The 21,384-nt window shown below is 72.6% G+C and carries 17 protein-coding genes; 8 read left to right on the forward strand and 9 right to left on the reverse strand.

Annotated features, from left to right (window positions below; translation table 11 throughout):
* Positions 1 to 10: 10 nt before the first annotated feature.
* From ACIBX3_RS37905 to ACIBX3_RS37925, 5 genes are read left to right on the forward strand one after another with little or no spacing between them, the layout of a single operon-like run.
* Positions 11 to 1,681, forward strand: a complete 1,671-nt coding sequence (locus ACIBX3_RS37905) for a serine/threonine-protein kinase (RefSeq protein WP_397125349.1) — start codon at positions 11 to 13, stop codon at positions 1,679 to 1,681.
* A complete protein-coding gene (locus tag ACIBX3_RS37910) occupies positions 1,678 to 2,520 on the forward strand; it encodes an AraC family ligand binding domain-containing protein (protein ID WP_397125350.1) in 843 nt (280 codons plus the stop codon). The genes ACIBX3_RS37905 and ACIBX3_RS37910 overlap by 4 nt, the downstream gene beginning before the upstream one ends.
* 11 nt (positions 2,521 to 2,531) lie before the next feature.
* Positions 2,532 to 3,194: an AzlC family ABC transporter permease gene (locus ACIBX3_RS37915; protein ID WP_397125351.1), complete on the forward strand. Its 663-nt coding sequence runs from the start codon at positions 2,532 to 2,534 to the stop codon at positions 3,192 to 3,194.
* The gene (locus tag ACIBX3_RS37920; protein ID WP_397125352.1) at positions 3,191 to 3,502 is read left to right on the forward strand and encodes an AzlD domain-containing protein; all 312 of its coding nucleotides are present in this window, start codon (positions 3,191 to 3,193) and stop codon (positions 3,500 to 3,502) included. Before ACIBX3_RS37915 ends, ACIBX3_RS37920 begins: the two co-directional genes overlap by 4 nt.
* Positions 3,503 to 3,511: 9 nt before the next feature.
* On the forward strand, positions 3,512 to 4,855 hold the full coding sequence (locus ACIBX3_RS37925) for a protein kinase (RefSeq protein WP_397125353.1): 1,344 nt from the start codon (positions 3,512 to 3,514) through the stop codon (positions 4,853 to 4,855).
* A gap of 28 nt (positions 4,856 to 4,883) precedes the next feature.
* Here ACIBX3_RS37925 and ACIBX3_RS37930 read toward each other — a convergent pair whose 3' ends face one another.
* From ACIBX3_RS37930 to ACIBX3_RS37940, 3 genes are read right to left on the reverse strand one after another with little or no spacing between them, the layout of a single operon-like run.
* Positions 4,884 to 5,813, reverse strand: a complete 930-nt coding sequence (locus ACIBX3_RS37930; RefSeq protein ID WP_397125354.1) for an RluA family pseudouridine synthase — start codon at positions 5,811 to 5,813, stop codon at positions 4,884 to 4,886.
* Entirely contained in the window at positions 5,806 to 6,363 is a 558-nt protein-coding gene (gene lspA / locus ACIBX3_RS37935; RefSeq protein ID WP_397125355.1) for a signal peptidase II, read from the reverse strand. Before lspA ends, ACIBX3_RS37930 begins: the two co-directional genes overlap by 8 nt.
* 35 nt (positions 6,364 to 6,398) lie before the next feature.
* On the reverse strand, positions 6,399 to 6,788 hold the full coding sequence (locus tag ACIBX3_RS37940; RefSeq protein ID WP_397125356.1) for a TraR/DksA family transcriptional regulator: 390 nt from the start codon (positions 6,786 to 6,788) through the stop codon (positions 6,399 to 6,401).
* A 484-nt stretch (positions 6,789 to 7,272) separates the two neighbouring features.
* Here ACIBX3_RS37940 and ileS point away from each other — a divergent pair, with 484 nt between their 5' ends.
* A complete protein-coding gene (ileS, locus tag ACIBX3_RS37945) occupies positions 7,273 to 10,419 on the forward strand; it encodes an isoleucine--tRNA ligase (protein WP_397125357.1) in 3,147 nt (1,048 codons plus the stop codon).
* A 52-nt stretch (positions 10,420 to 10,471) separates the two neighbouring features.
* On the opposite strand, the gene ACIBX3_RS37950 is transcribed toward ileS, so the two are convergent.
* The 4 genes from ACIBX3_RS37950 to ACIBX3_RS37965 form a co-directional block, all read right to left on the reverse strand.
* A complete protein-coding gene (locus ACIBX3_RS37950; RefSeq protein ID WP_397125358.1) occupies positions 10,472 to 12,556 on the reverse strand; it encodes an alpha-galactosidase in 2,085 nt (694 codons plus the stop codon).
* A 133-nt stretch (positions 12,557 to 12,689) separates the two neighbouring features.
* Positions 12,690 to 13,103 carry an HIT family protein gene (locus tag ACIBX3_RS37955; protein ID WP_397125359.1) on the reverse strand — a complete coding sequence of 138 codons (414 nt, stop codon included), beginning with the start codon at positions 13,101 to 13,103 and terminating at the stop codon, positions 12,690 to 12,692.
* 25 nt (positions 13,104 to 13,128) lie between these two features.
* Positions 13,129 to 13,401, reverse strand: coding sequence for a hypothetical protein (locus ACIBX3_RS37960; RefSeq protein ID WP_397125360.1), 273 nt, complete (start codon positions 13,399 to 13,401; stop codon positions 13,129 to 13,131).
* 70 nt (positions 13,402 to 13,471) lie between these two features.
* On the reverse strand, positions 13,472 to 15,169 hold the full coding sequence (locus ACIBX3_RS37965) for an RNA polymerase sigma factor (protein ID WP_397125361.1): 1,698 nt from the start codon (positions 15,167 to 15,169) through the stop codon (positions 13,472 to 13,474).
* Between the two features lie 137 nt (positions 15,170 to 15,306).
* Here ACIBX3_RS37965 and ACIBX3_RS37970 point away from each other — a divergent pair, with 137 nt between their 5' ends.
* The gene (locus tag ACIBX3_RS37970) at positions 15,307 to 16,503 is read left to right on the forward strand and encodes an ROK family protein (RefSeq protein WP_397125362.1); all 1,197 of its coding nucleotides are present in this window, start codon (positions 15,307 to 15,309) and stop codon (positions 16,501 to 16,503) included.
* 268 nt (positions 16,504 to 16,771) lie between these two features.
* On the forward strand, positions 16,772 to 18,520 hold the full coding sequence (locus tag ACIBX3_RS37975; protein WP_397125363.1) for a glycoside hydrolase family 36 protein: 1,749 nt from the start codon (positions 16,772 to 16,774) through the stop codon (positions 18,518 to 18,520).
* Here the strand turns inward: ACIBX3_RS37975 and ACIBX3_RS37980 are convergent.
* Both ACIBX3_RS37980 and ACIBX3_RS37985 read right to left on the reverse strand, forming a co-directional pair.
* A complete protein-coding gene (locus ACIBX3_RS37980; protein WP_397125364.1) occupies positions 18,497 to 20,080 on the reverse strand; it encodes a hypothetical protein in 1,584 nt (527 codons plus the stop codon). The two genes, ACIBX3_RS37975 and ACIBX3_RS37980, sit on opposite strands and share 24 nt — an antisense overlap.
* On the reverse strand, positions 20,077 to 21,303 hold the full coding sequence (locus ACIBX3_RS37985) for a hypothetical protein (protein WP_397125365.1): 1,227 nt from the start codon (positions 21,301 to 21,303) through the stop codon (positions 20,077 to 20,079). Before ACIBX3_RS37985 ends, ACIBX3_RS37980 begins: the two co-directional genes overlap by 4 nt.
* Between the last annotated feature and the right edge of the window lie 81 nt (positions 21,304 to 21,384).

The following is a 21,384-nucleotide window of genomic DNA, read 5'->3' on the forward strand; positions in this document are numbered from 1 at the left end:
GCTGCTCCGCGTGGAAAGGCTGGTCAGTAACCGTTATCGCCTCATTGAGCCGCTCGGCGAAGGCGGCATGGGCGTGGTGTGGCGGGCCTACGACGAGCTGCTCGACCGCACGGTGGCGGTCAAGGAGGTGCGGTACTCGGGCGTCGGCGAGGCCAAGCGGGCCGAGCTCGTCCGCAGGACCATCAGGGAGGCCAGGGCGGCGGGGCGCCTCGACCACCCCTCGGTGATCGTCGTCCACGACGTCGTCGAGGAGGACGGCCGGCCGTGGATCGTCATGCAGCTCATCCGGTCCCGCTCGCTGGCCCAGGTGGTCGAGGAGCAGGGGCCGCTGCCGGCCGGGCAGGTCGCGGTGATCGGCGGCCGGCTGCTGGACGCGCTGCGGACCGCGCACGCCTCCGGGGTGCTGCACCGCGACGTGAAACCCGAGAACGTCCTGCTCGCGCACGACGGCAGGGTCGTGCTCACCGACTTCGGCATCGCCTCACTGGAGGCCGAGGCGGGGCTGACGGCGACCGGCGGGCTGGTGGGCACGCCCGCGTACATGCCGCCCGAGCGGCTCAACGGCGAGCCGGCCGGGCCGGAGTCGGACCTGTGGTCGCTGGGCGCGACGCTGTACGCGGCCGCCGAGGGCGCGCCGCCGTTCCGCCGCGACTCGTGGGCGGCGACGGTGGCGGCGGTGCTGCGCGACCAGCCCGAGCCGCCGTCGCGGGCCGGGGCGCTGACGCCGGTCATCATGGGGCTGCTGCGCCGGGACCCGGGCGCGCGGATGCCCGCCGAGGAGGCCGCCCGGCTGCTGTACGAGGCCGCGACCGGCGCCCACCAGGCGATCCCCGCCGACCGGCAGCCGACGCCGGCCGGCCACGGCCCACACGGGACGCCCGTCGACGCGGGGCGGGAGGCGAGGGGTCGCGGGCGGCGGACGATCGATGCCGCGCCGCGTCCCACAACCGATGGACCGCGCCTCGCGGCAGGCGAGCCGTACTCGACCGTGTCCGGGCGGCGGCCGCGGCGCGGCAGGGCGCCGTGGATGGCGCCGGCCGCGGCCGTGGCCTCGGTGGCGGTCCTGGGCACGGGCGGCGCGCTGCTCTACAACCGATGGACGGCCCCGACCACGACCACGACCCCGGCCACGACCCCGGCCACGACGCCGACCACGACGCCGACCACGGCCACGACCGCCTCGCCCTCCGCCGAGCCGCCCGCGACGGCCTCGCCCACCCGGGCGTCGCCCGCCGGCTGGCGGACGTTCACGAGCACGGCGGGCCGGTTCTCGATCGCCATGCCCGCGGGATGGCTGGCCAAGAAGACCGCCGAGCGCGACAGCATCTCCATGACGGGACCGGACACCCCTGGCCGGCTCATCGTGGAGTGGACCGTGCCCGAGAGGGCCTGGACGGATCCGGCCAAGCAGTGGGCCTCCCTGGAGAAGGAGATCCAGGCGAAGGGCGAGTTCCGCGGATACACCAGGATCGGCATCACCTCCACCAGCTACCTCGGCCGCGAGGCCGCCGACTGGGAGTTCACCAGGATGCGCGACGGGAAGCTCATCCACGTGATCAACCGCGGCTTCCGCACCGCCGACGGCCGTCCCTACGCCCTCTACTGGGAGACCCTCGACTCCCGCTGGGCGCAGGACAAGCGCTATTTCCAGACGTTCGCCAAGACCTTCAGACCGCGGTGAAAGAGCAGGCGCATTTCTGGCGGCACCCGGCGGTGCCGGGGACGGATCTGCTCAAGGCCCGGTATGTCACCCACCGCTTCTCCCGCCACGTCCACGACGGCTACGCCATCGGCCTGATCGTCGCCGGCGTCGAGGAGTTCGACTACCGGGGCACCACCCACCGGGCGGCGGCGGGCGAGCTGGTGCTGGTCAACCCCGACGCCGTGCACACCGGGCAGGCCGGGGCGCCGGGCGGATGGTCGTACCGCATGCTCTACCCGTCGATCGACGCGCTGGCCGGGATCGCGGCCGAGCTGGGCGCGCCGCACACGACGCCGCACTTCCCCGCGCAGGTGGTGCGCGACGACGAGGTGGCGGCGCTGCTGGGCCGGGCGCACCAGGCGGCCGAGCGGGGCGACGCGCTGGCCGCCTCGACGCTGAGCAGCACGCTGTTCGCCCGGCTGCTGGCCCGCCACGCCACGCCCAGGCCGGCCACCGCGCCGCCCGGGGCGGGCGGGCGTGCCGTGCGGGAGGCGCTCGATCTGCTGCACCAGAGCCTGCTGGACCCGCCGACGCTGGAGGACCTGGCGGGCGCGGTGGGGGCGCGGCCGTTCCCGCTGCTGCGGGCGTTCAAGGAGGCGACGGGCCTGCCGCCGCACGCGTACCTGACCTCGCTGCGGATACGCCGGGCGCGCCGGCTGCTCGAGTCCGGGATGCGGCCGGCGCGGGTGGCCGCCGAGGTGGGCTTCACCGACCAGGCCCACCTCACCCGGCATTTCCGCCGCATCGTGGGCGTACCGCCTGCCGCCTACCAGCGCGCCGCAGGAACGTACAAGACCAGCGATTCCCGCGCGTCCTAGTCTCTCGCCCCATGGATCAGACAACATCTCGTTCCGCCGCCGTGCGGGACGGTCTGGGCATGGGCCTGGCCGTGGGGCTGTCCGGGCTCGCCTTCGGGGCCGCCGCGATCACCGCGGGCCTGACCGTGCCGCAGGCGTGCGTGCTGAGCCTGCTGACGTTCACGGGCGCCTCGCAGTTCGCCCTGACGGGCGCGGTGGGCGCGGGCGGTGACCTGGTCGCCGCCACCGCGGGCGCGCTGCTGCTCGGCGGCCGCAACACGCTGTACGGCCTGCGCCTGGCCGGCCTGCTGCGGGTACGCGGCCCGCGCCGGCTGCTTGCCGCGCACGGCGTGATCGACGAGACCACGGCCGTCTCCCTCGCCCAGCCGGACCCCGCGGCGGCCCGCGCCGGATTCGCGGCCACGTTCGCCAGCCTGTACGTCACCTGGAACCTCACCACGCTGGCGGGCGCGTTCGGCACGTCGTTCCTGGGCGACCCGGGCGTGCTGGGCCTCGACGCGGTGGGCCCGGCCGCGTTCCTGGCCATCCTGTGGCCCCGGCTGGCCGCGAGCAAAGAGCTGCGCCTGCTGGCCGCGGTCGCGGCGGCGATCGCGCTGTGCGCCACCCCGTTCCTGCCGGCGGGCGTGCCGGTGCTGCTGTCGGCCGCGGCCGTCCTGGTGGTGATGGCGCGATGACGCTGTGGTGGGCGATCGCCGCCCTCTGCGCGGGCTGCTACGCGCTCAAGCTGGCCGGGCTGGCCGCGCCCCGGCGGGTGCTGGACCATCCGGGGGTGCGCAGGTTCGCGGAGCTGGTGCCGGTGGCGCTGCTGGCCGCGCTGATCGCGGTGCAGGTGTTCACGGAGGAGGGCGGGCTGCGCTTCGACCCGGCCCGCACGGCGGGTCTCGGCGCGGCGGCCGTGGCGCTGCTGCTGCGGGCGCCGTTCCTCGTCGTCCTGGCGGCCGCGGCGGTCGTCACCGCGCTTGCCCGGATGCTTCTGGGGTAGCTGCCGTGCATGTCCGATTCAGCGGGGATGGTCGGTGGGAGATATCGCCTGCTCAGGACGATCGGCAAGGGCGGCATGGGCACGGTGTGGCAGGCGCACGACGAGGTGCTCGGGCGTGACGTGGCCGTGAAGGAGGTGCTGCCGCCGCCGGATCTGACGGGGCCGGAGCGCGAGGTGTTCTCGGTGCGCACGTTCCGGGAGGCCAGGGCGGCCGGGCGGGTGGCGCACCCCGGCGTGGCGACCGTCTACGACGTGCTGGAGGAGCACGGGCACCCGTGGATCGTCATGCAGCTCGTCCACTCCCGCACCCTCGGCGACCTGATCCGCGAGGACGGCCCGATGTCCCCGATCGAGGCCGCGAACGTCGGCCTGCAGCTGATGGAGGCGCTGCGCGCGGCGCACGCGGCGGGGGTGCTGCACCGGGACGTCAAACCAGACAACGTGCTGCTGGCCCAGGACGGCCGGGCGGTGCTCACCGACTTCGGCATCGCCACCACCGAGGACGAGGCGCCGGTCACCAGGACGGGCATCCTGATCGGAACCCCCGCCTTCATGGCGCCCGAGCGGGCGGCGGGGGGCTCGGCCATGCCCGCGTCGGACCTGTGGTCGCTGGGCGTGACGCTGTACATGGCCGTCGAGGGCCATTCGCCGTTCCAGCGGGACAACGCGCTGGCCACGCTCGGCGCGGTCATGCACGCCGAGCCGGAGCCGCTGGCCCGCGCCGGCGTGCTCGCCCCTGTGCTGCTGGGGCTGCTGCGCAAGAACCCGGCCGAGCGCATGACGCTGGACGAGGCCGAGCGGCGGCTGACCGTGATCCTGGCGGGCGGCGTCCCCGAGCGGACCGGCCCGGTGCCCGTCCCCGTCACGGCGGCCTCGGCGCCGCGGCGGCGTGGGCGCCCGCTGGCCGCGATCGGCGGCGGTGCGCTGCTGGTGGCCGTGCTCACAGGCGGCGCCGCCTGGTGGTCCAGCCGTCCGCCGGACACGGCGCGCACCCCGGGGCCGGCACCCGCCGTGGTCACCACACCCGCCGTCCCCTCGCCGTCCTCCGGCTCCTCCGAGTCGCCACCGGAGGTGACGGACACCGGGCCGGCCTCCCCCGAGTCCACGTACGGGTCCACGTACGAGCCGCAGGCGCCGCGCAGCACCCCGCCGCCCACCAGGGAGGGGCCCAGGACACCGGCCGGCGGACGCAAGACCCCCACCGAGGAGCCGACGCCGGCCAAGACCAAGAAGGAGAAGGAGGAGACCTCCCCCGAGACGCCCAGTCAGGTCGAGGGCTCGGACGGCGAGGGCTCGAGCAACGGCAGGGCCTCGGACGCGGAGAAGCGGAAGGCCGACAAGAAGCTCTCCTGACCGTGCGGCCCCGGCCGCGGCGCGGGGCTCAGGACTCGTCGCGGACGATGTCGAGCGCCTTCTGCAGGTCCTGCGGATAGTCGGTGCTGAACGACATCCATTCCCCCGTGGACGGGTGCTCGAACCCGAGCGCCACCGCGTGCAGCCACTGCCGGGTGACCCCCAGCCGGGCCGCGAGCGTCGGGTCGGCGCCGTAGAGCAGGTCGCCGACGCACGGGTGGCGCAGCGCCGCCATGTGCACCCGGATCTGGTGCGTACGCCCGGTCTCCAGCTTGATGTCCAGCAGCGAGGCCGCGCGGAACGCCTCGACGGTGTCGTAGTGCGTGACGGAGGGCTTGCCCCCGGCCACCACCGCGAACCTGCCGTCGCCGGACGGGTGCCGGTCGATGGGCGCGTCCACCGTGCCGCGGAACGGGTCGGGATGCCCCTGGACGAGCGCGTGGTAACGCTTGTCGACCGTGCGTTCCTTGAAGGCGCGCTTGAGCCGCGAGTACGCGTGCTCGCTCTTGGCCACCGCCATCGCGCCCGTCGTGTTGGCGTCCAGGCGGTGCACGATGCCCTGGCGCTCGGCGGCGCCGCTGGTGGCGATCGTGTGGCCGGCCCCGAGCAGGCCCCCGATCACGGTCGGGCCCGTCCAGCCGACGGTCGGGTGGGCGGCCACCCCGATGGGCTTGTTGACGACGACGATGTCGTCGTCCTCGTACACGATGGACATGCCGGGCACCGGCTCGGCCACCGGCATCGGCGTGGTGACGGGCGGCGGCAGGGTGACGTCCAGCCACGCGCCGGCGTGCACCCGGTCGGACTTGGCCGGCTGCCGGCCGTCGACCAGGACCTCGCCGGCGACGATCAGCTCGGCCGCGCGCGTACGGGAGAAGCCGAACAGGCGCGAGAGCGCGGCGTCGAGCCGCTCGCCCTCCAGCCCGTCGGGCACGGGCAGGCTCCGCTGCTCAGCCACTCTTCCCGTCCTCCTCTCCGGTCCCGTCGTCTCCCTTGGTCCCGTCCCCCTCCTGGACCGGCCTGCTCCCGTCGATCTGCACGTTGCGCCAGGCCAGGATCACCGCCAGGATGCCGCCGCAGACGATGGCGGAGTCGGCGATGTTGAAGATCGGGAAGTAGTCGATGATCGGGAAGTGTCCCGGGAGCACCTCGATGAAGTCGACGACGTGCCCCTGGAGCTGCGTGGAGCGGCCGAACCCCGACGGGTAGCGCAGCAACCGGTCGGTGAGGTTGCCGAGCGCCCCGCCGAGGAGCAGGCCGAGCGTGATCGCCCACGCGCGGCTGCCGAGCTTGCGCGCGGTGCGCACGATGGCCACCACCACCGCCGCCGCGATCAGCGTGAGGATCAGGGTCATCCCGGTGCCGATGCTGAACGCGGCACCGGAATTGAAGATCACCCGGAACTGCAGCACGTCCTGGATGACGACCAGCGGCGCCTTGCCCTCCAGCCTCTCCAGCACCACCGTCTTGGTGGTGAGGTCGGCCGCGTAGATGACGGCCGCCAGCACGATGAGGACGGCGAACAGGCGACCGCGGGGTCTGCCTACCGGCGCTCCTCCCTCTGCTTGCAGGCCACGCACAGCGTCGCCCTCGGGAACGCCTGAAGGCGTTCCTTGCCGATCGGCTTGTGGCACGATTCGCACACTCCATAGGTCCCGGCGTCGATCCTGGCGATCGCACGTTCGTTCTGCGCGACCAGATCGCGCGCATTCAGGGTAAGGGCGATCTCGCGTTCGCGCTCGTACGTCTTGGCGCCCGCGTCGGCCTGGTCGTCGCCGGCTCCTTGCGTGACGTCTCCAGAGGCTATCTCCGTCTCGTGGCGGTGGATGTCCGCCTCGAGCTCGTCGATCTCGGTCTGGAGCCTGCCGCGTACCTCGGCAAGCTCCTCGTCCGACCACAGGGACGGTGTAGCGGTCTGCGTAACTGCCGCCATGGCGTGCCTCCATTGCTGATCAAGGCCGTGTTAAGGGTGCGGGCAGCTTAGGATCCTGATAACGGAACGGCAAACGACCCGCCGGACGGTTTACCTCCCCCGTACTATCCCGCCTCGCGCATTCAACTCCTCCTCAGCGGCGTCCATTCCCACAACTTTGTTGCCGTTTACGCGCTCCGTACCGACGGCGCGGCCGTCGGGGGCCGACGGGGAGGGCGACAGGGGAAAACCTGGAAGCCTTCGCCTCCACTCTGCGTTATGGTTTGAGACTGCAAGGCGTTGATGGGGCCCGACTGTGAGGGATATCACCCCGGAGCCGCCGGAAGAACGGCTCTCAGGAGCTCACTAGAACCGGCAGCAGAGCAAATGAAGAGGGCCTCGCCCCTGCGGGCGGGGTCAAGAAGGGTGGTACCGCGGGGCCGCACGGCTTCGTCCCTTCACGCCAGCCGACAAGGCCGATTCAAGCGTGGAGGTCTCGCCCGAAATGTCTTCCCCATCCTTCCGCCCTCTTCCCGCGCAGGTCGACCTGCCCGCGCTCGAGCGCGAGGTCCTCGACCGCTGGCGGGACGGGAAGATCTTCGAGCGCTCCATCGAGCAGAACGCCGGCAACCAGGCGTGGGTCTTCTACGAGGGCCCGCCCACCGCCAACGGCCTGCCCGGCGTGCACCACGTCGAGGCGCGCGTGTTCAAGGACCTGTTCCCGCGCTACAAGTCCATGCGCGGCTTCAGCGTCCCGCGCAAGGCCGGATGGGACTGCCACGGTCTGCCCGTCGAGGTGGGCGTCGAACGCGAGCTGGGCCTGTCCGGCAAGAAGGACATCGAGTCGTACGGCATCGCCGAGTTCAACGCCAAGTGCCGCGAGTCGGTGCTGCGGCACGTGGACGCGTTCGAGCAGATGACCGAGCGGATGGGTTACTGGATCGACCTGTCGCAGGCGTACCGGACCATGGACCCGTCCTACATCGAGTCGGTGTGGTGGTCGCTGAAGGTCGTCTTCGACAAGGGGCTGCTGTTCCGCGACTTCCGGATCACGCCGTACTGCCCGCGCTGCGGCACCGGCCTGTCCGACCACGAGCTGGGCCAGCCCGGCGGGTACGAGAACGTGTCCAGCCCGTCGGTCTACGTGCGCATGCCGGTGACGTCGGGGCCGCTGGCCGAACTCGGCGCCGCGCTGCTGGTGTGGACGACGACGCCGTGGACGCTGGTGTCCAACACGGCGGTCGCCGTGCACCCCGACGTGACCTACGTCGCGGCCCGCACCGTGGACGGCGAGGTGCTGGTGGTGGCCGAGCCGCTGCTGCCGGTGCTCGGCGAAGGCGTCACGGAGGTGGCCCGCTACACCGGCCGCGAGCTGGAGCGCACGACCTACGCGCGCCCGTTCGATCTGGTCGACATCCCGGACGCGCACTACGTCGTGCTCGGCACCTACGTCACGGTCGAGGACGGCACCGGCCTGGTCCACCAGGCCCCGGCCTTCGGCGCCGACGACCTGGCCGTGATCAGGCAGTACGACATGCCGGTGGTCAACCCGATCGGCCCCGACGGCCGCTTCCTCGGCGACGTGCCCATGGTCGGCGGCCGGTTCTTCAAGGACGCCGACGAGGAGCTGACCGAGGACCTGCGCGCCCGCGGCCTGCTGTTCCGCGGCGGCCACCTCGAGCACGCCTACCCGCACTGCTGGCGCTGCCACACGTCGCTGCTCTACTACGCGCTCCCGTCCTGGTACATCCGGACCACCGCGGTCAAGGACCAGATGCTGGCCGAGAACGCGGACACCAACTGGTACCCGGACACCATCAAGTGGGGCCGGTTCGGCGAGTGGCTGCGCAACAACGTGGACTGGTCGCTGTCGCGCTCGCGTTACTGGGGCACGCCGCTGCCGTTGTGGGTGTGCACGGCGGACGAGTCCCATGTGAGGTGCGTCGGCTCCCTGGAGGAGCTGGGCGCCCTGGCGGGCCAGGACGTCTCGGCGCTCGACCCGCACCGCCCGTACGTCGACGACGTGACCTTCGACTGCCCGACCTGCGGCGCCCTCGCCCGGCGCGTGCCGGACGTGATCGACGCCTGGTACGACTCCGGCTCCATGCCGTTCGCGCAGTGGGGCGAGCGTGGCAAGCCCGAGGGCGTCTACCCGGCGCAGTTCATCTGCGAGGCCACCGACCAGACCCGCGGCTGGTTCTACTCGCTGATGGCCGTCGGCACGCTGGTCTTCGGCCAGTCCTCGTACGAGAACGTGCTGTGCCTGGGCCTGATCCTGGCCGAGGACGGCCGCAAGATGAGCAAGCACCTGGGCAACATCCTCGAGCCGATGCCGCTGATGGAGCAGCACGGCGCCGACGCGCTGCGCTGGTTCATGGCCTGCTCGGGCTCGCCGTGGGCGGCCCGCCGGGTGGGTCACAACGCGCTGGAGGAGATCGTCCGCAAGGTCCTGCTGACGCTCTGGAACACCTCGTCGTTCTTCACGCTCTACGCCAACGCCGAGTCGTGGTCGCCGGCCATGCTGGCGCAGGCCACCCCGGCGGCCGAGCGGCCGCTGCTGGACCGCTGGGCGCTGGCCGAACTGCACCGGACGGTCGCCGAGGTGACGGCGGCGCTGGACGAGTACGACACCCAGCGCGCCGGCCGCCGGCTGGCCGACTTCCTCGACAACCTGTCCAACTGGTACGTACGCCGCTCGCGCCGCCGGTTCTGGCAGGGCTCGGAGGACGCGTTCGCCACGCTGTACGAGTGCCTGGAGACGGTGATCAGACTGATGGCGCCCGTCACGCCCTTCGTCACCGACTACCTGTGGGACGTGTTGCGCGCGGCCGACGCGCCCTCCTCGGTGCACCTCACCTCCTGGCCGGAGGTGCGCCAGGACCTGCTGAACCCGGCGCTGTCCGACCAGATGGCGCTGGTGCGGCGCCTGGTGGAGCTGGGCCGCTCGGCCCGGGCCTCGTCGGGCATGAAGACGCGGCAGCCGCTCGCCCGGGCCCTGGTGGGGGCGCACGGCTGGCCGTCGCTGCCGGGCGAGCTGCGCGGGCTGGTGGCCGACGAGCTCAACGTCCAGACCCTGGAGGACATGTCGGGCTTCAGCGCCGATCTCGTGTCCTACACGGTCAAGCCGAACTTCCGGGCGCTGGGCAAGCGGTTCGGGCCGCAGACCAAGGTGGTGGCCGCCGCGGTCACCGCCGCCGATCCGGTGAGGGTGGCCCGCGCCATCCGGTCCGGCGGCACGGTCATGGTGGAGGCGGAGGAGCTGGGCGAGATCATGCTCGGCCCGGACGACGTGATCGTCAACGAGCAGCCCCGGGCGGGCTGGGCGGTGGAGACGGGCGCGATCGGCACGGGCACGGGCGAGACCGTCGCCCTCGACCTCCAGCTCACCGACGAGCTGCGCCGGGCGGGGTTGCTGCGCGAGGTGATCCGCCTGGTCCAGGAGGCCCGCAAGGCGACCGGCCTGTCGATCACCGACCGGATCGAGCTGTCGTGGGCTGCCTCGTCGCCGGACCTGGCCGCGGCGCTGCGGTCGGAGCCGCACGTGGTGGCGGAGGAGGTCCTGGCGACGACGGTCACGGAGGGCGCGGTGGCGGACCTGCCGTCCCACGTGGACGAGGACCTGGGCCTGACCTTCCAGCTCCGCCGCGCCTGACCCCGCCACCGGCCCACCGGTGGGCCGGTGGGCCGGTCCGCGCGCCGGTGAGCTAGGCGAGCCTCGTGAGGCGGATCAAGGTGCTGGCGTAGTCGCCGGCGGGCAGGTCAAGGTGCAGGCCATGGGCCAGGAGCACCGCGCCGTGGTGGACCTGCCCGGTGCCCTCGTCCCGGTAGCGGGCGGCGGCCTCCAGCCCGGCCAGGCGCAACCGCCCGGCGGGATGACCGAAGCGCGTCCGCACCCGGTAGGCCAGCACCACGACGTGGTCCCCGAGCACGTACTGCACCGCGCTGACCGGATCGTCCGGCGCGCCGAGCCGGAACAGGCCACCGTGCTGCACGACCGGCCGGACCTCTTTGTAGAGGGCCACCAGCCCGGCGGCCTCCGCCAGCTCGGCCGCCGGCCAGGCGGGCAGGTCGCCGCCGAGCCCCAGCACGCCGGCCATGGCCACGTGGAAGCGGAAGCGCAGCGGGACGGAGCGCCCGGTCAGCGGGTTGGGGCTGTCGGTGACCCAGGCGGCCATGGTGCGGGCGGGATAGACCTGGCCGTAGCCGTGCTGGATGGCGAGCCGGTCCACGGCGTCGGTGTTGTCGGAGGGCCACACCTCGTCGGCGCGGGCCAGGATGCCGAGGTCGGCGCGGCCGCCGCCGCCCGCGCACGACTCGACGCGCAGGTGCGGGTGGTCGGCGCGCAGCCGGTCGATGAGCGCGTAGAGGTTGTGGACGTGGTCGAACCAGAGCCGGTCCGGTTCGTCGTGCCCGGGCCAGCCGGCCTCGGTGAAGGCCCGGTTGAAGTCCCATTTCAGGAAGTCGATCTCGTGCTCGGCGACGAGCCGGTCCAGCCAGGCGTGCGCCCAGGCGGCCACGTCGGGCCTGGCGAAGTTGAGCACGAGCTGGTTGCGCAGCGTGGTGCGGCGCCGGTGCGGCATGTGCAGCACCCAGTCGGGATTCTCGCGGTAGAGGTCGCTGTCGGGGTTGACCATCTCGGGCTCGACCCACAGGCCGAACCGCATGCCGTGCCCGTGCACGGCCTCGATCAGCTTGTCCAGGCCGCTGGGGAAGCGGTCGAGGTTGACCTGCCAGTCCCCCAGCCCGGCCCGGTCGCTGTCGCGCCGGCCGAACCAGCCGTCGTCCAGCACGAACAGCTCGGCGCCCAGCGCGGCGGCCTTCTCCGCGAGCCGGAGCTGCCCGTCCAGGTCGACGTCGAACCCCGTGGCCTCCCAGGAGTTGTAGAGCACGGGCCGCAGCTCCTGCGGATGGGGCAGCACGTGGCGCAGGGTGTAGGCGTGCCAGGCCCGGCTGATGCCGCCGAACCCGTCCGTCCCGTACACGCCCGCGAACACCGGGGTGCGCCAGGTCTCGCCCGGGGCCAGGCGCACCCGCAGGCCGTCGTGGCCGGCGCCGCCGGTGAAACCCACGGCGTCGAACGGCGGCCGCTGCACGGCGATCCGCCAGCTTCCGCTCCAGGCCAGCGCGGCGCTCCACACCTCGCCGCGTTCCTCGGCGGCCGTGCCGTCGTCGAGCATGATCCATGGGTTGGCCTGGTGGCTGGTGGTGCCGCGCCGGCTGGTCAGCACGGTCTCGCCGTACGGCAGTCCCTCGCGCTTGAGCTGGGTCTCGCTGGACCACCCGCCGACCACGTGACTGATCCTGACATCGGGGAGCGGCGGCAGGGTCCACGCGGCCGAGTCGCAGCGCTCCAGCTCGATGGGACCGGACTCGCCGGTGTGGCGGAGCACGGTCCACCGCTCGATCACGTCGGTGTCGTCGCGCACGCGGTAGTGCAGGGTGATCTCGAGGGGGTGATGGCGGTCGGCGAGGCGGACGGCCAGGTGCCCGCCTTCGATCTCGTGATCGAGATAGCGCCACTCCACGCCCGCGCCGCCGTCGGCGTACCGGGGGCGCAGCGACGGGGCGCCGAAGCCGGGGCCTTCCAGTTCGCCGTACCCGCGGACCTGGAAGCTGCTGTTCTCGTGGTGCGGGAGGGCCGGCACGTCGATCACCTGCTCGGCGGTGAGCGGCGCGCCCCAGTGGACGTGGCGCGGGCGGTCGTCGGGGTCCAGCCCCAGCGCGTACGAGGTCGCGGGGGTGCGCAGCAGCCACAGCCGGTGATCGGCGAGATAGGTCACAAGAGTCATGAAGGTCCTTCTGGAGGCTCGGCAGGAGCGTAAAGCCGAGACCTCCAGAATTCAATTCTTGACATAATTAATTAATCCTGCCAGCACGCTCAGGCGTGCCCCTCCCGCGCGATGGCCGGCGGCCTGGTCGGTGTCACGCCCGGCGGATCTCCTCCGCCAGCGCCGCCAGGGACTCCACGGGCAGTTCGGTCTCCGTCCACGGGGGCGTGAGATCGGTCTCCGTGTAGCGGGGGACCACGTGGAGGTGGAAGTGGAACACGCTCTGCCAGGCCGTCTCGCCGCTGGCGTGCCACAGGTTCACACCGGGCGCCCGGAGGGCGCGGGTGAGCCGGCGGGCGACGTGGACGGCGGTGCTCATCACGTGCGCCGCCTCGCCGGGCGGGATCTCGGCGAGGTCCCTGCGGTGCTTTCTCGGCACGACCAGGGTGTGCCCCTTGGTGACCTGGGCGATGTTGAGGAACGCGACGCAGTGGTCGTCCTGGTGGATGGTCTGCGAGGGTTCGCCGCCCTCGACGATCCTGCAGAAGGTGCACGGGTTCGCGGTCATACGGGATCTTCCCATGCGGCGGGGGTCAGGGACGGCGGCCGGTGAAGTACAGGAACGCGGTCTGCGGGTCGGCGTCCGCGGGGGGCGTGTCCTGCGGCCGGAAGGAGCCGGTCGCCTGGAGCGCGGCGTAGTGGGGGCGCAGGCTCGCGTGCGTCCTGATGACGGCCTCGCGGTCCAGGGTCTCGTCCCCGCCGACGGCGCGGGCCACGTCCCAGGTGTGGACGAGCAGCTCCAGAGCGCCCACGACGTCGGCCGCCCGCTCGACGGGGACGGGCCCTTGGTTTGTGCCGACGTCCACTACATGTAGGAAATTTCCTACATGTCACGTCGAGGCGCCGCCTCGGGTCCGGCGCGGGCGAAGGCGCCGCTCAGCGCGGCGTGACCCGGCTGCGCTGCGGCACCTGGGCGGGGTCCGCGGGCCGTGCCCGGGTGAGGTACTGCGGGACGGGAGCGCGGTCGTCGCCGGTGTCGCGGGTCAGGCCGTACCGCAGGATGCTCTTGGCGGGGTCGGGCCTGGCCGAGATGTCGGCCCAGACCTCGCGCCAGGTCTTGGGCGCGACCGAGAGGTCGACGTCCGTGCCGCTCTCGTTGTTGTGCAAGGTGACGGCGCCGTCGAGGTAGTAGAACTCGTTCTGCCACATCTGCTGCTGGCCCCGGGGCAGCCGTGCGAAGCCGGTCTCCGGTGAGCCCATCCACGTGACGCCCGGCGCCTGCTCGTCGTCCATCCGCCGGCCGCCGCCCGAGGCGACGTGGAACAACTTGCCCTTCAGCCCGGTCCAGGTGGCGGGCGGGAAGGGGCCGACGCGGTTGCGGTAGAGGATGCCCCAGCGGACCTGGAAGTAGCCCTTTCCGGTGATGGTGAGCCGCTCGCCGCGGTGGGTCATCGTGGGGGCGCCGAAACGGGCGTGCCCGTAGGTGCCGTCGACGGTCACGGTTCCCGCCCGGCGGCGGGGCAGCGGGGCGGGGGGACGGTTCCTGGGCGGGGCCTGGTCCACCGCGTCGACGGTGCGCCCGTACGGGTTGACCCGGCGGGTACGCGTCGGCGACGGGCTGGGCGAGCGCGGGGCTGAGGCGGGCGCCGACGTGGCGATCGCCGGCGCGGCGGCCCGCGGGGGCGCGGGCTCGGGCCGGATGCTCTGGACGACCACCGCTCCCCCGGCGATCAGCGTGGCTCCCGCGGCGGTGACCGCGACGGGTTTGCTCGCCAGCAACGAGCCGGCCGCCGCCTTGCCCTTGGCCAGCAGGCCGGCCTTCAGCGCCGGGGCGGCGGCCGTACGGGCGATCTCCAGCAGGCCGGCCGCGAGCCCGGCGGGCACGGCCACCAGGCCGAGCCCCGCCAGCAGCCGTTCGGCCGGGACCAGGTCGGACATCTGCTCGGTGCAGGCCTGGCACTCGCGCACGTGCCGGAACAGCCGCTTGCGCCACAGATCGGAGGGGACGCCGCTCCAGGACGCCGCCGCGGCGCCCAGCCCGGGGCAGCCCTGCTGGGCCGCCAGCGCCCGCACCACCGCGCGGGCCGACTCCAGCCGCCGCTTGGTGCGCTGCACGCGGACGGCGGCGTGCCGCTCGTTCTCGCCCAGCGCGGCCGCCAGGTCGGCCCTGGCCAGCTCGCCCGCGACCTCCATCCACCACAGCGCGAGCACCTCGCGGTCGTCGGCGTCGAGCCAGCGGGCGGCCTCGGCGGTCTCCTTGCGCTGCCCGGACAGGCCGAGCCGGGTGATGGTGACGGCGGCGAAGTCGGCGCCCGCGTCCGGCATGCCCAGCGCCTCGTCGAGGGCGGCGAGGGTGACGGACGCGGCCTGGCGCCACTCCCTGACCTGATTCAGTGCGATGGCGACCAGCCAGGACCGGAAGCTCTCCGGGTCGCGAAGCCCGGACACGCCGGTCACGACCCTGGCCATCGTCTCCTGGACGACGTCGTCGACGTCCGGATGGCCGTTCATGGCACGGCCGGCGATGTTGTACACCAGCGGCAGGTGGCTCCTGACCAGCTCGTCGATCGCGCCGCGATCGCCTGCCCGGGCCGCGAGCACCGTCTCGACCTCGTACGTCGGGCGCGCGTACATCCATCATCTCCGTCCGGGAGCCTCCGATGCTCCGTTCAGGAGACGGGAGAGTCACTGTTCAGATAACACAAACCTCACCAATTACATTCGCTGCGAATTCAATTCTTGACGAAGTTAATTATGATACGATGGCCGCCATGCAGCCCCGGCTCACCACCACCACCCGTGCTGAGGCCACCGTCTTCACCATGGTGCTCACCCAGGGCCCGGTCTCCCGGGTGGAGATCGCCAGACGCAGCGGCCTGTCGTCGGCCGCCGTCACCAAGGCCGCCCGCCCTTTCATCGAGGCAGGTTACCTGGCGGAGCTCGAGGCCACCGAGCGGACCGCGCCAGGGGCAGGACGCCCGGCCAGCCCGCTGACGATCAGACCGGACCGGGAGTTCTTCACCGGCATCAAGATCACCGACGACGAGCTCATCGGCGTGGTCACCGACCTGCGTGCCCAGCCCGTGGCCTCGGCGCACCGCAGGCTGGCGACGACCGACGTCGAGGGCGTGGTCGCGGAGCTGGCCGGGCTGGTCGCCGAGTTGCTGGCGGCCGACCCCGCCTACCGGGAGCGCTGCCATTCCCTGGGCCTGGCCGTGTCGGGCGACGTCGACAAGGCCCACGGGCTGGTCCGTTACTCCCCCTTCCTGGGCTGGCGGCAGGTGCCGCTGGCGCGGCTGGCCGCCGCGGCGACCGGCCTCACCGTCACGGTCGAGAACGACGTCAAGTCGCTCACCGTGGCCGAGCAGTGGTTCGGCGACGGCGTGGGGGCGTCGTCGTTCGCGCTGGTCACCGTGGGCATGGGGATCGGCTGCGGTCTGGTGGTGAACGACCGGGTGGTGGCCGGATCCCACGGCGTGGCCGGGGAGATCGGCCACATCCCCGTCGGGGGCGACGAGCCCCCGTGCCACTGCGGCGGGCGCGGCTGCGTCGAGGCCATCGCCGGGACGGCGCCGCTCGTCGCGGCGGTGCGCGCGGTCACCGGCGACGCGTCGCTGTCGGTGAACGCGGCCATCGACCTGGCCCACGGCGGGGATCCCGCGGCGCGGGAGGTGTTCGCGCGGGCGGGGCACGCCATCGGGCTGGCCATGGCCGCGATGGCCAACCTCTTCGGCCCCGAGCGGATCATCGTGACCGGCGACGTGCCGGGGCTGGCGGCCTACGACCTGTTCGAGGAGCAGATCAACCAGTCCTTCGCCGCCCAGGCGTTCGGCGCGGCGGCCGACTGCCGCCTGCTGCTGCGCCCGCGGACCTTCGAGCAGTGGGCACGCGGCGCGGCCGCGGTCTCCATCCAGACCCTCTTCAGCCGCGAGGGAGTGCCGTCGCCTGGAGGAGCGTCGGGAGCGTAGCGACCAGAGCGGAGGAAGGCGGCGGCATATGGCGACCGAGCCCGCCTCACGAAGTGAGGCCATAAGCAGGTGGGAGTGCCGTCGCCTGGAAGAGCGTCGGGAGCGTAGCGACCAGAGCGGAGGAAGGCGGCGGCATATGGCGACCGAGCCCGCCTCACGAAGTGAGGCCATAAGCAGGTGGGAGCGCCGTCGCCTGGAAGAGCGTCGGGAGCGTAGCGACCAGGGCGGGGCCGCCTCACGGAGTGAGGCCATGAGTAGGGAGAGATAAGTGACCGCAGCCCCCGGTGTCTGGCAGCCACACGACGAGATGCGACGGCAGGAGGAGGTGCGGATCGAGGCGGCGGGGCTGGAGTTCGAGTGCACGTCGGCGGCCCGGCTGACCTGGACGGCCGAGGAGGACCGGGGCGTCCTGGAGCTGCGGGTCGTCCCCGACCGGACGGCCGTCGTGCGGGTGGCCTGGCGTGTGCCGTGCGTGGGCGCGACCGCCTTCTGGGCGGCGGACGGCGGCGAGCACCGCGGCCTGCCGCCCTTCTGGCGCCGTCCCCGCACCGCGGCGCTGGAGAAGAACGCGCCGGTCGGGTGCCTGGTGGGCACTCAAGATCAGGCGCTGTGCACGTTCGCGGCCGGCGAGGTCGTCCGGCCCGTGCGCACCCGCACCGGCGTGGTGGAGGAGACCGGCGAGTTCGGGTTCTGGGTGGAGCACGAGGCCGAGCCCGGCGGCGGCCTCCTGCTGCGCCTGGACCTCACCCGGCGGCACTTCGCGACGACGCTGGCGGGCGTGGCGGACTGGTGGCGGACGCTGCACGGCCCGGACCGCGACGTCCCGCGGGCGGCGCGGATGCCCGCCTACTCCACCTGGTACGCCATGCAGCAGCACGTCGACGCCGCGAGCGTGGAGCGGCAGGCCGGTCCCGCCGCCGAGCTGGGCTGCGAGGCGATCATCGTGGACGACGGCTGGCACTCCGACGACCGGGGCCGCGGCTACGGGTACGTCGGCGAGTGGGAGCCGTCGCCTGTCTCCTTTCCTGACATGGCGCAGCATGTGGCGAAGGTGCGCGGTGAAGGGCTCGCCTACCTGCTCTGGTACGCCCTGCCCTTCGTCGGCCGCCACACCGCCCTGTGGGACCGCGTGCGGCCGTACACGCTGGCGTACAAGGAGCACATGAACGCCGCCATCGTCGACCCGCGCCACCCCACCGTCCGCGACCTGCTCGCGGGCCACCTCACCAGGGCGGTCACGGAGTGGGGCATGGACGGCCTGAAGATCGACTTCATCGACCAGTTCGCCGTCGAGGACCCGCCGGAGCCGGGACCCGGGGCCGACTGCGCCACGGTCAACGAGGGCGTGCGCCGGCTCCTGGCCCAGCTTCCGGGGGACTGCCTGGTCGAGCTGCGCCAGCCGTACGTGAGCCCGGGCCTGTGGCCGTACGCCACGATGATCCGCGCCTCCGACTGCCCGCTCAGCCCTGCCCACAACCGGCAGCGCACCGTGGACCTGCGGCTCATCGCCGGGCCCCTGGCCGTGCACGCGGACATGCTCATGTGGCACCCGGACGAGAGCCCGCAGCGGATCGCGACCCAGCTGATCAGCGTGCTGTTCGCGGTCCCGCAGATCTCGGTGGACCTGACCACGCTGAACCCGGCGCAGGAGGAGGCGCTGCGGTTCTGGCTGGCGTTCTTCCGCGATCACGCCGAGGTGCTGCAGCGCGGCGACTTCGAGCCGGCCCGCCCCGACCTGGCCTATCCGCAGGTGACGGCCCGCTCGGGCGGGACGGTGATCACCGCCAGGTACGCGCCGATGCCGGTCGAGTCGCCCGAGACCGGCACGCTGTGGCTGGCCAACGGCGACGCCTCCACCGGCGTGCTCCTCCGTGTCTCCCGCCCCGGGACGGCCCGGGCCACGGTCTACGACTGCCGGGGCCGCACCGAGGGCGACGAGCTGGTGACCCTGACCCCGGGGACGGTGGAGGTCACCGTCCCCGAGGGCGGGCTGCTACGACTGGAGACCACCGCGTAGCCGGTCCAGGAACTGCGCCCCGTAGAGCGAGGGCGGGACCAGGCCGGCCTGGTTGGCACCTTCGATGTACCCGGCCGGCTGCTGGAACGGGCCGTCGCCGGTCACCGTGCCGCGGCAGCCGATCGCGTAGTTCTGCGCGGTCGGCGGCTTCTGGACGATGAGCCTGCTGGTGGCCACGTCGCAGTTCCAGGCCACCGAGTGGGCGGCCGACCAGCCGTGCGAGGTGCCGTAGCGGCCACGGTTGTACAGGCCGAGCGTGTAGTCGTAGTGCGGGTCCACGTCCTTGTGGCCGTCGAACAGCAGGCCCTGCGACCAGCGGCGGTGTCCCTCGCTGGAGTTGAGCGCGTACTCCGACGTGCCGCGCAGGAAGACGACGCCGGACACCGTGCTGTGGCCGTTGGAGACGAAGGCGTGCCTGGCCTTGTAGGCGTGGCAGTCGCGGAACAGCACCTGCTGGGAGTAGACGTAGGTGTTGAAGTTGTAGCGCCTGCTGCCGGTCACGATGCTGACCGGGTCGATGGCCCTGCAGTTCTCGACCGTGGCGCGGGTGGTCTCCTGGGTGGCGACGCCGGCCTGGGTGAAGTGCAGCATGGTGCAGTCCCGCACCCACGAGTCCTCGGTGCGCAGCAGCACGATCGCGTTGTAGGCGTGGTCCTCGTCCTGCTCGGGGTCACCGTGGTACTCGATGTCCACGCGCAGCCGCTCCACGCCGACGTGGGTGACGAGCCCGGCCCGGTCCCACTTGTAGAGGAACGAGGTGGCGTGGGCGCGGTTGAGATGGTTGAAGACCGGCACATCGATCTTTACGACATTTCCTGAAATGTCTCGTATGTAGCGGTTGTAGATGATCGGGTGCTCGCCGACCTTCCACGGCGGCCCCACGTCGTGGCCGCCGTAGTCGATGGCCTTCAGCCACTCCTCGGTGCAGGGGTGGGTGATGACGATGTTGTCGCCGGGGCGCAGCGCCCCCGGGTTCGCCACCTCGAACTCGCGCGACCCGACCTGCACGAACCCGGTGGTGATGTCGGTACGGGTGCCCGGCACCTCACCGGTCCAGCCGCCGCCCGCGACGCCCCCGGCCACGATCACGTTCCGGTCCTTGGGGTTGTTCCCGGTCGCCTTGATGATCGTGTTGCTCGACGGGTCGTCGCCGTCGCCCACGCCGCGCAACACCGTCCCGCTCGCCCGGACGTACAGCGTCCCGGCCACCGGGTACACGCCGGGCAGCAGGAGCAGCGCGCCGCGCCGGTCGCGCGGCAGCGCGCCGATCGCGTCGAGCGCCGCCTGGACGTGGGCGGTGTTGTCACCCTCGACCGGCCGGATGGTCCTGACGACGGGCACGTGCGGGATGCGCCGCTCGCCGTTGCCGTAGCCGGCGTGGCTGAAGTCGGGGATGCGGTTTCCCTCGGCGTCCTGCTCGTAGACCAGCCGGCCGCGCCGGTCGTAGCGTACGAGGCGGGACTGCCAGGCCGGCGTCGCGGCGGCCGGCCGCGCCAAAGCGGTCAGCGCCAGCGCGCCGCCCGCGGCCAGGACGGCGCGTCTGCTGAGGTCGTTTCTCATGGGCTGATGACAATCTTGTCGAGCTCGGGAGAGCGGGCGGTGTGACTGTAGAAGCGGATCGTGTTGACCCCGGCCACAAGGTTCACCGGCACGGTCGCGGTCGTGACCGCGTCCTTGGTCCCGGTCATCGGAACCTGGATCGCGTCGGCGCCGTTGACGCTGACCGCGAACGCCTGGGAGCCGTCCACGAGCGCGTGCACGGTCATCTGCCGGGTCCCGGTGGTCTCCGACAGCACGCCCCTGACCACGGCGTAGTCGTAGATGTTGCCGCCGATGAGGATCACCTTCCGGCCGCCGGAGCAGACGGCGCAGTAGGCGGGTTCGGCGGCGCCCTCCCAGACGTTGCCGACGCGCTCGGCCTCGTACGCGCCGGGGCTCCGGTCCGGCGGCGGCAGCTTGACGGGCGGTGTCGCGGGCCCGAGCTGCTCGGCCTTCAGGTCCTTGACCAGCAGGTAGGTGTCCTGCAGCCCCGCGCTCCTGATGCTGCGGTAGATGCCCCACTTGGGCCGGTTGTACTGCTCGGGCGTCCACCACAGGTCGATGCCCTCGGCCTTCTGGTCGGCGATCGTCCGCCGGCCGTCCTTCAGCACCCAGCGCATGTAGCCGTCGTCGGCCGACTTGAGCTCGATGGTGACGCTCACCCACCTGTTCTGGATGGGCTCCAGGTCGGCGGTGGCGAAGTCGTGGGACTTGTTGTCCTCAAGCGTCCAGTAGCGGGCCGCGATCTTCTGCACGCCGTTCACGACCGGCAGCGAGATCTGGGCCACCGGGGTGCCGATGTCGGAGGTCTTGAGCTGCCAGATGTGGCTGAAGCTGGTGGTCGCGTCAAGGGTGTCCGGGATGTACATCTGGTACGTGATCCGCCAGGTCTCGTCCTTGCGCATCTCCAGCGCCCGGCCGTCGGCGGCGCGCATGCCGCGGACCTCGTTGCGCATCCGGTCGGTGCCGTCGCGGTCCTCCAGGTGCGCGGTGAACTTCCAGGCGTTGCCGTCGACGAAGACGTGCGGCTGGCCCTCGGGGTGCGAGCCCCGCCGGTCGTCCTCCAGCGCCTCGAACGCGCGGACGCCGTCACGCCACGGACTGGGGTTCCACCGCGTTTCCCAGCGCGGCGCCCCGGCAGCTGGGTCGGCGGCGGGGTCGGCGGCCTGGGCCGCCGGGGCCGTCTGAAGGATCAGCGCCATCACCGCCAGGGCGCCCGCCAGCCGCGAGCCGTACCTCCTCATCGGGACTCCTCGGCCGTCGAGACCCCGGAAAGCGCCCTCGGGACGCGGCGAGCGCGATGGCGGCCGGCGCAAGGGCGCGCT

The organism is Nonomuraea sp. NPDC049480 (assembly GCF_044465905.1).
Lineage (GTDB): Bacteria > Actinomycetota > Actinomycetes > Streptosporangiales > Streptosporangiaceae > Nonomuraea.

Coding starts and splice junctions, on each gene's coding strand:
- ileS (WP_397125357.1), top strand. CDS start 7,273: ATGTCTTCCCCATCCTTCCGCCCTCTTCCCGCGCAGGTCGACCTGCCC.
- ACIBX3_RS37915 (WP_397125351.1), top strand. CDS start 2,532: ATGGATCAGACAACATCTCGTTCCGCCGCCGTGCGGGACGGTCTGGGC.
- ACIBX3_RS37920 (WP_397125352.1), top strand. CDS start 3,191: ATGACGCTGTGGTGGGCGATCGCCGCCCTCTGCGCGGGCTGCTACGCG.
- ACIBX3_RS37950 (WP_397125358.1), bottom strand. CDS start 12,556: ATGACTCTTGTGACCTATCTCGCCGATCACCGGCTGTGGCTGCTGCGC.
- ACIBX3_RS37965 (WP_397125361.1), bottom strand. CDS start 15,169: ATGTACGCGCGCCCGACGTACGAGGTCGAGACGGTGCTCGCGGCCCGG.
- ACIBX3_RS37925 (WP_397125353.1), top strand. CDS start 3,512: ATGTCCGATTCAGCGGGGATGGTCGGTGGGAGATATCGCCTGCTCAGG.
- ACIBX3_RS37955 (WP_397125359.1), bottom strand. CDS start 13,103: ATGACCGCGAACCCGTGCACCTTCTGCAGGATCGTCGAGGGCGGCGAA.
- ACIBX3_RS37980 (WP_397125364.1), bottom strand. CDS start 20,080: ATGAGAAACGACCTCAGCAGACGCGCCGTCCTGGCCGCGGGCGGCGCG.
- ACIBX3_RS37985 (WP_397125365.1), bottom strand. CDS start 21,303: ATGAGGAGGTACGGCTCGCGGCTGGCGGGCGCCCTGGCGGTGATGGCG.
- ACIBX3_RS37970 (WP_397125362.1), top strand. CDS start 15,307: ATGCAGCCCCGGCTCACCACCACCACCCGTGCTGAGGCCACCGTCTTC.
- ACIBX3_RS37940 (WP_397125356.1), bottom strand. CDS start 6,788: ATGGCGGCAGTTACGCAGACCGCTACACCGTCCCTGTGGTCGGACGAG.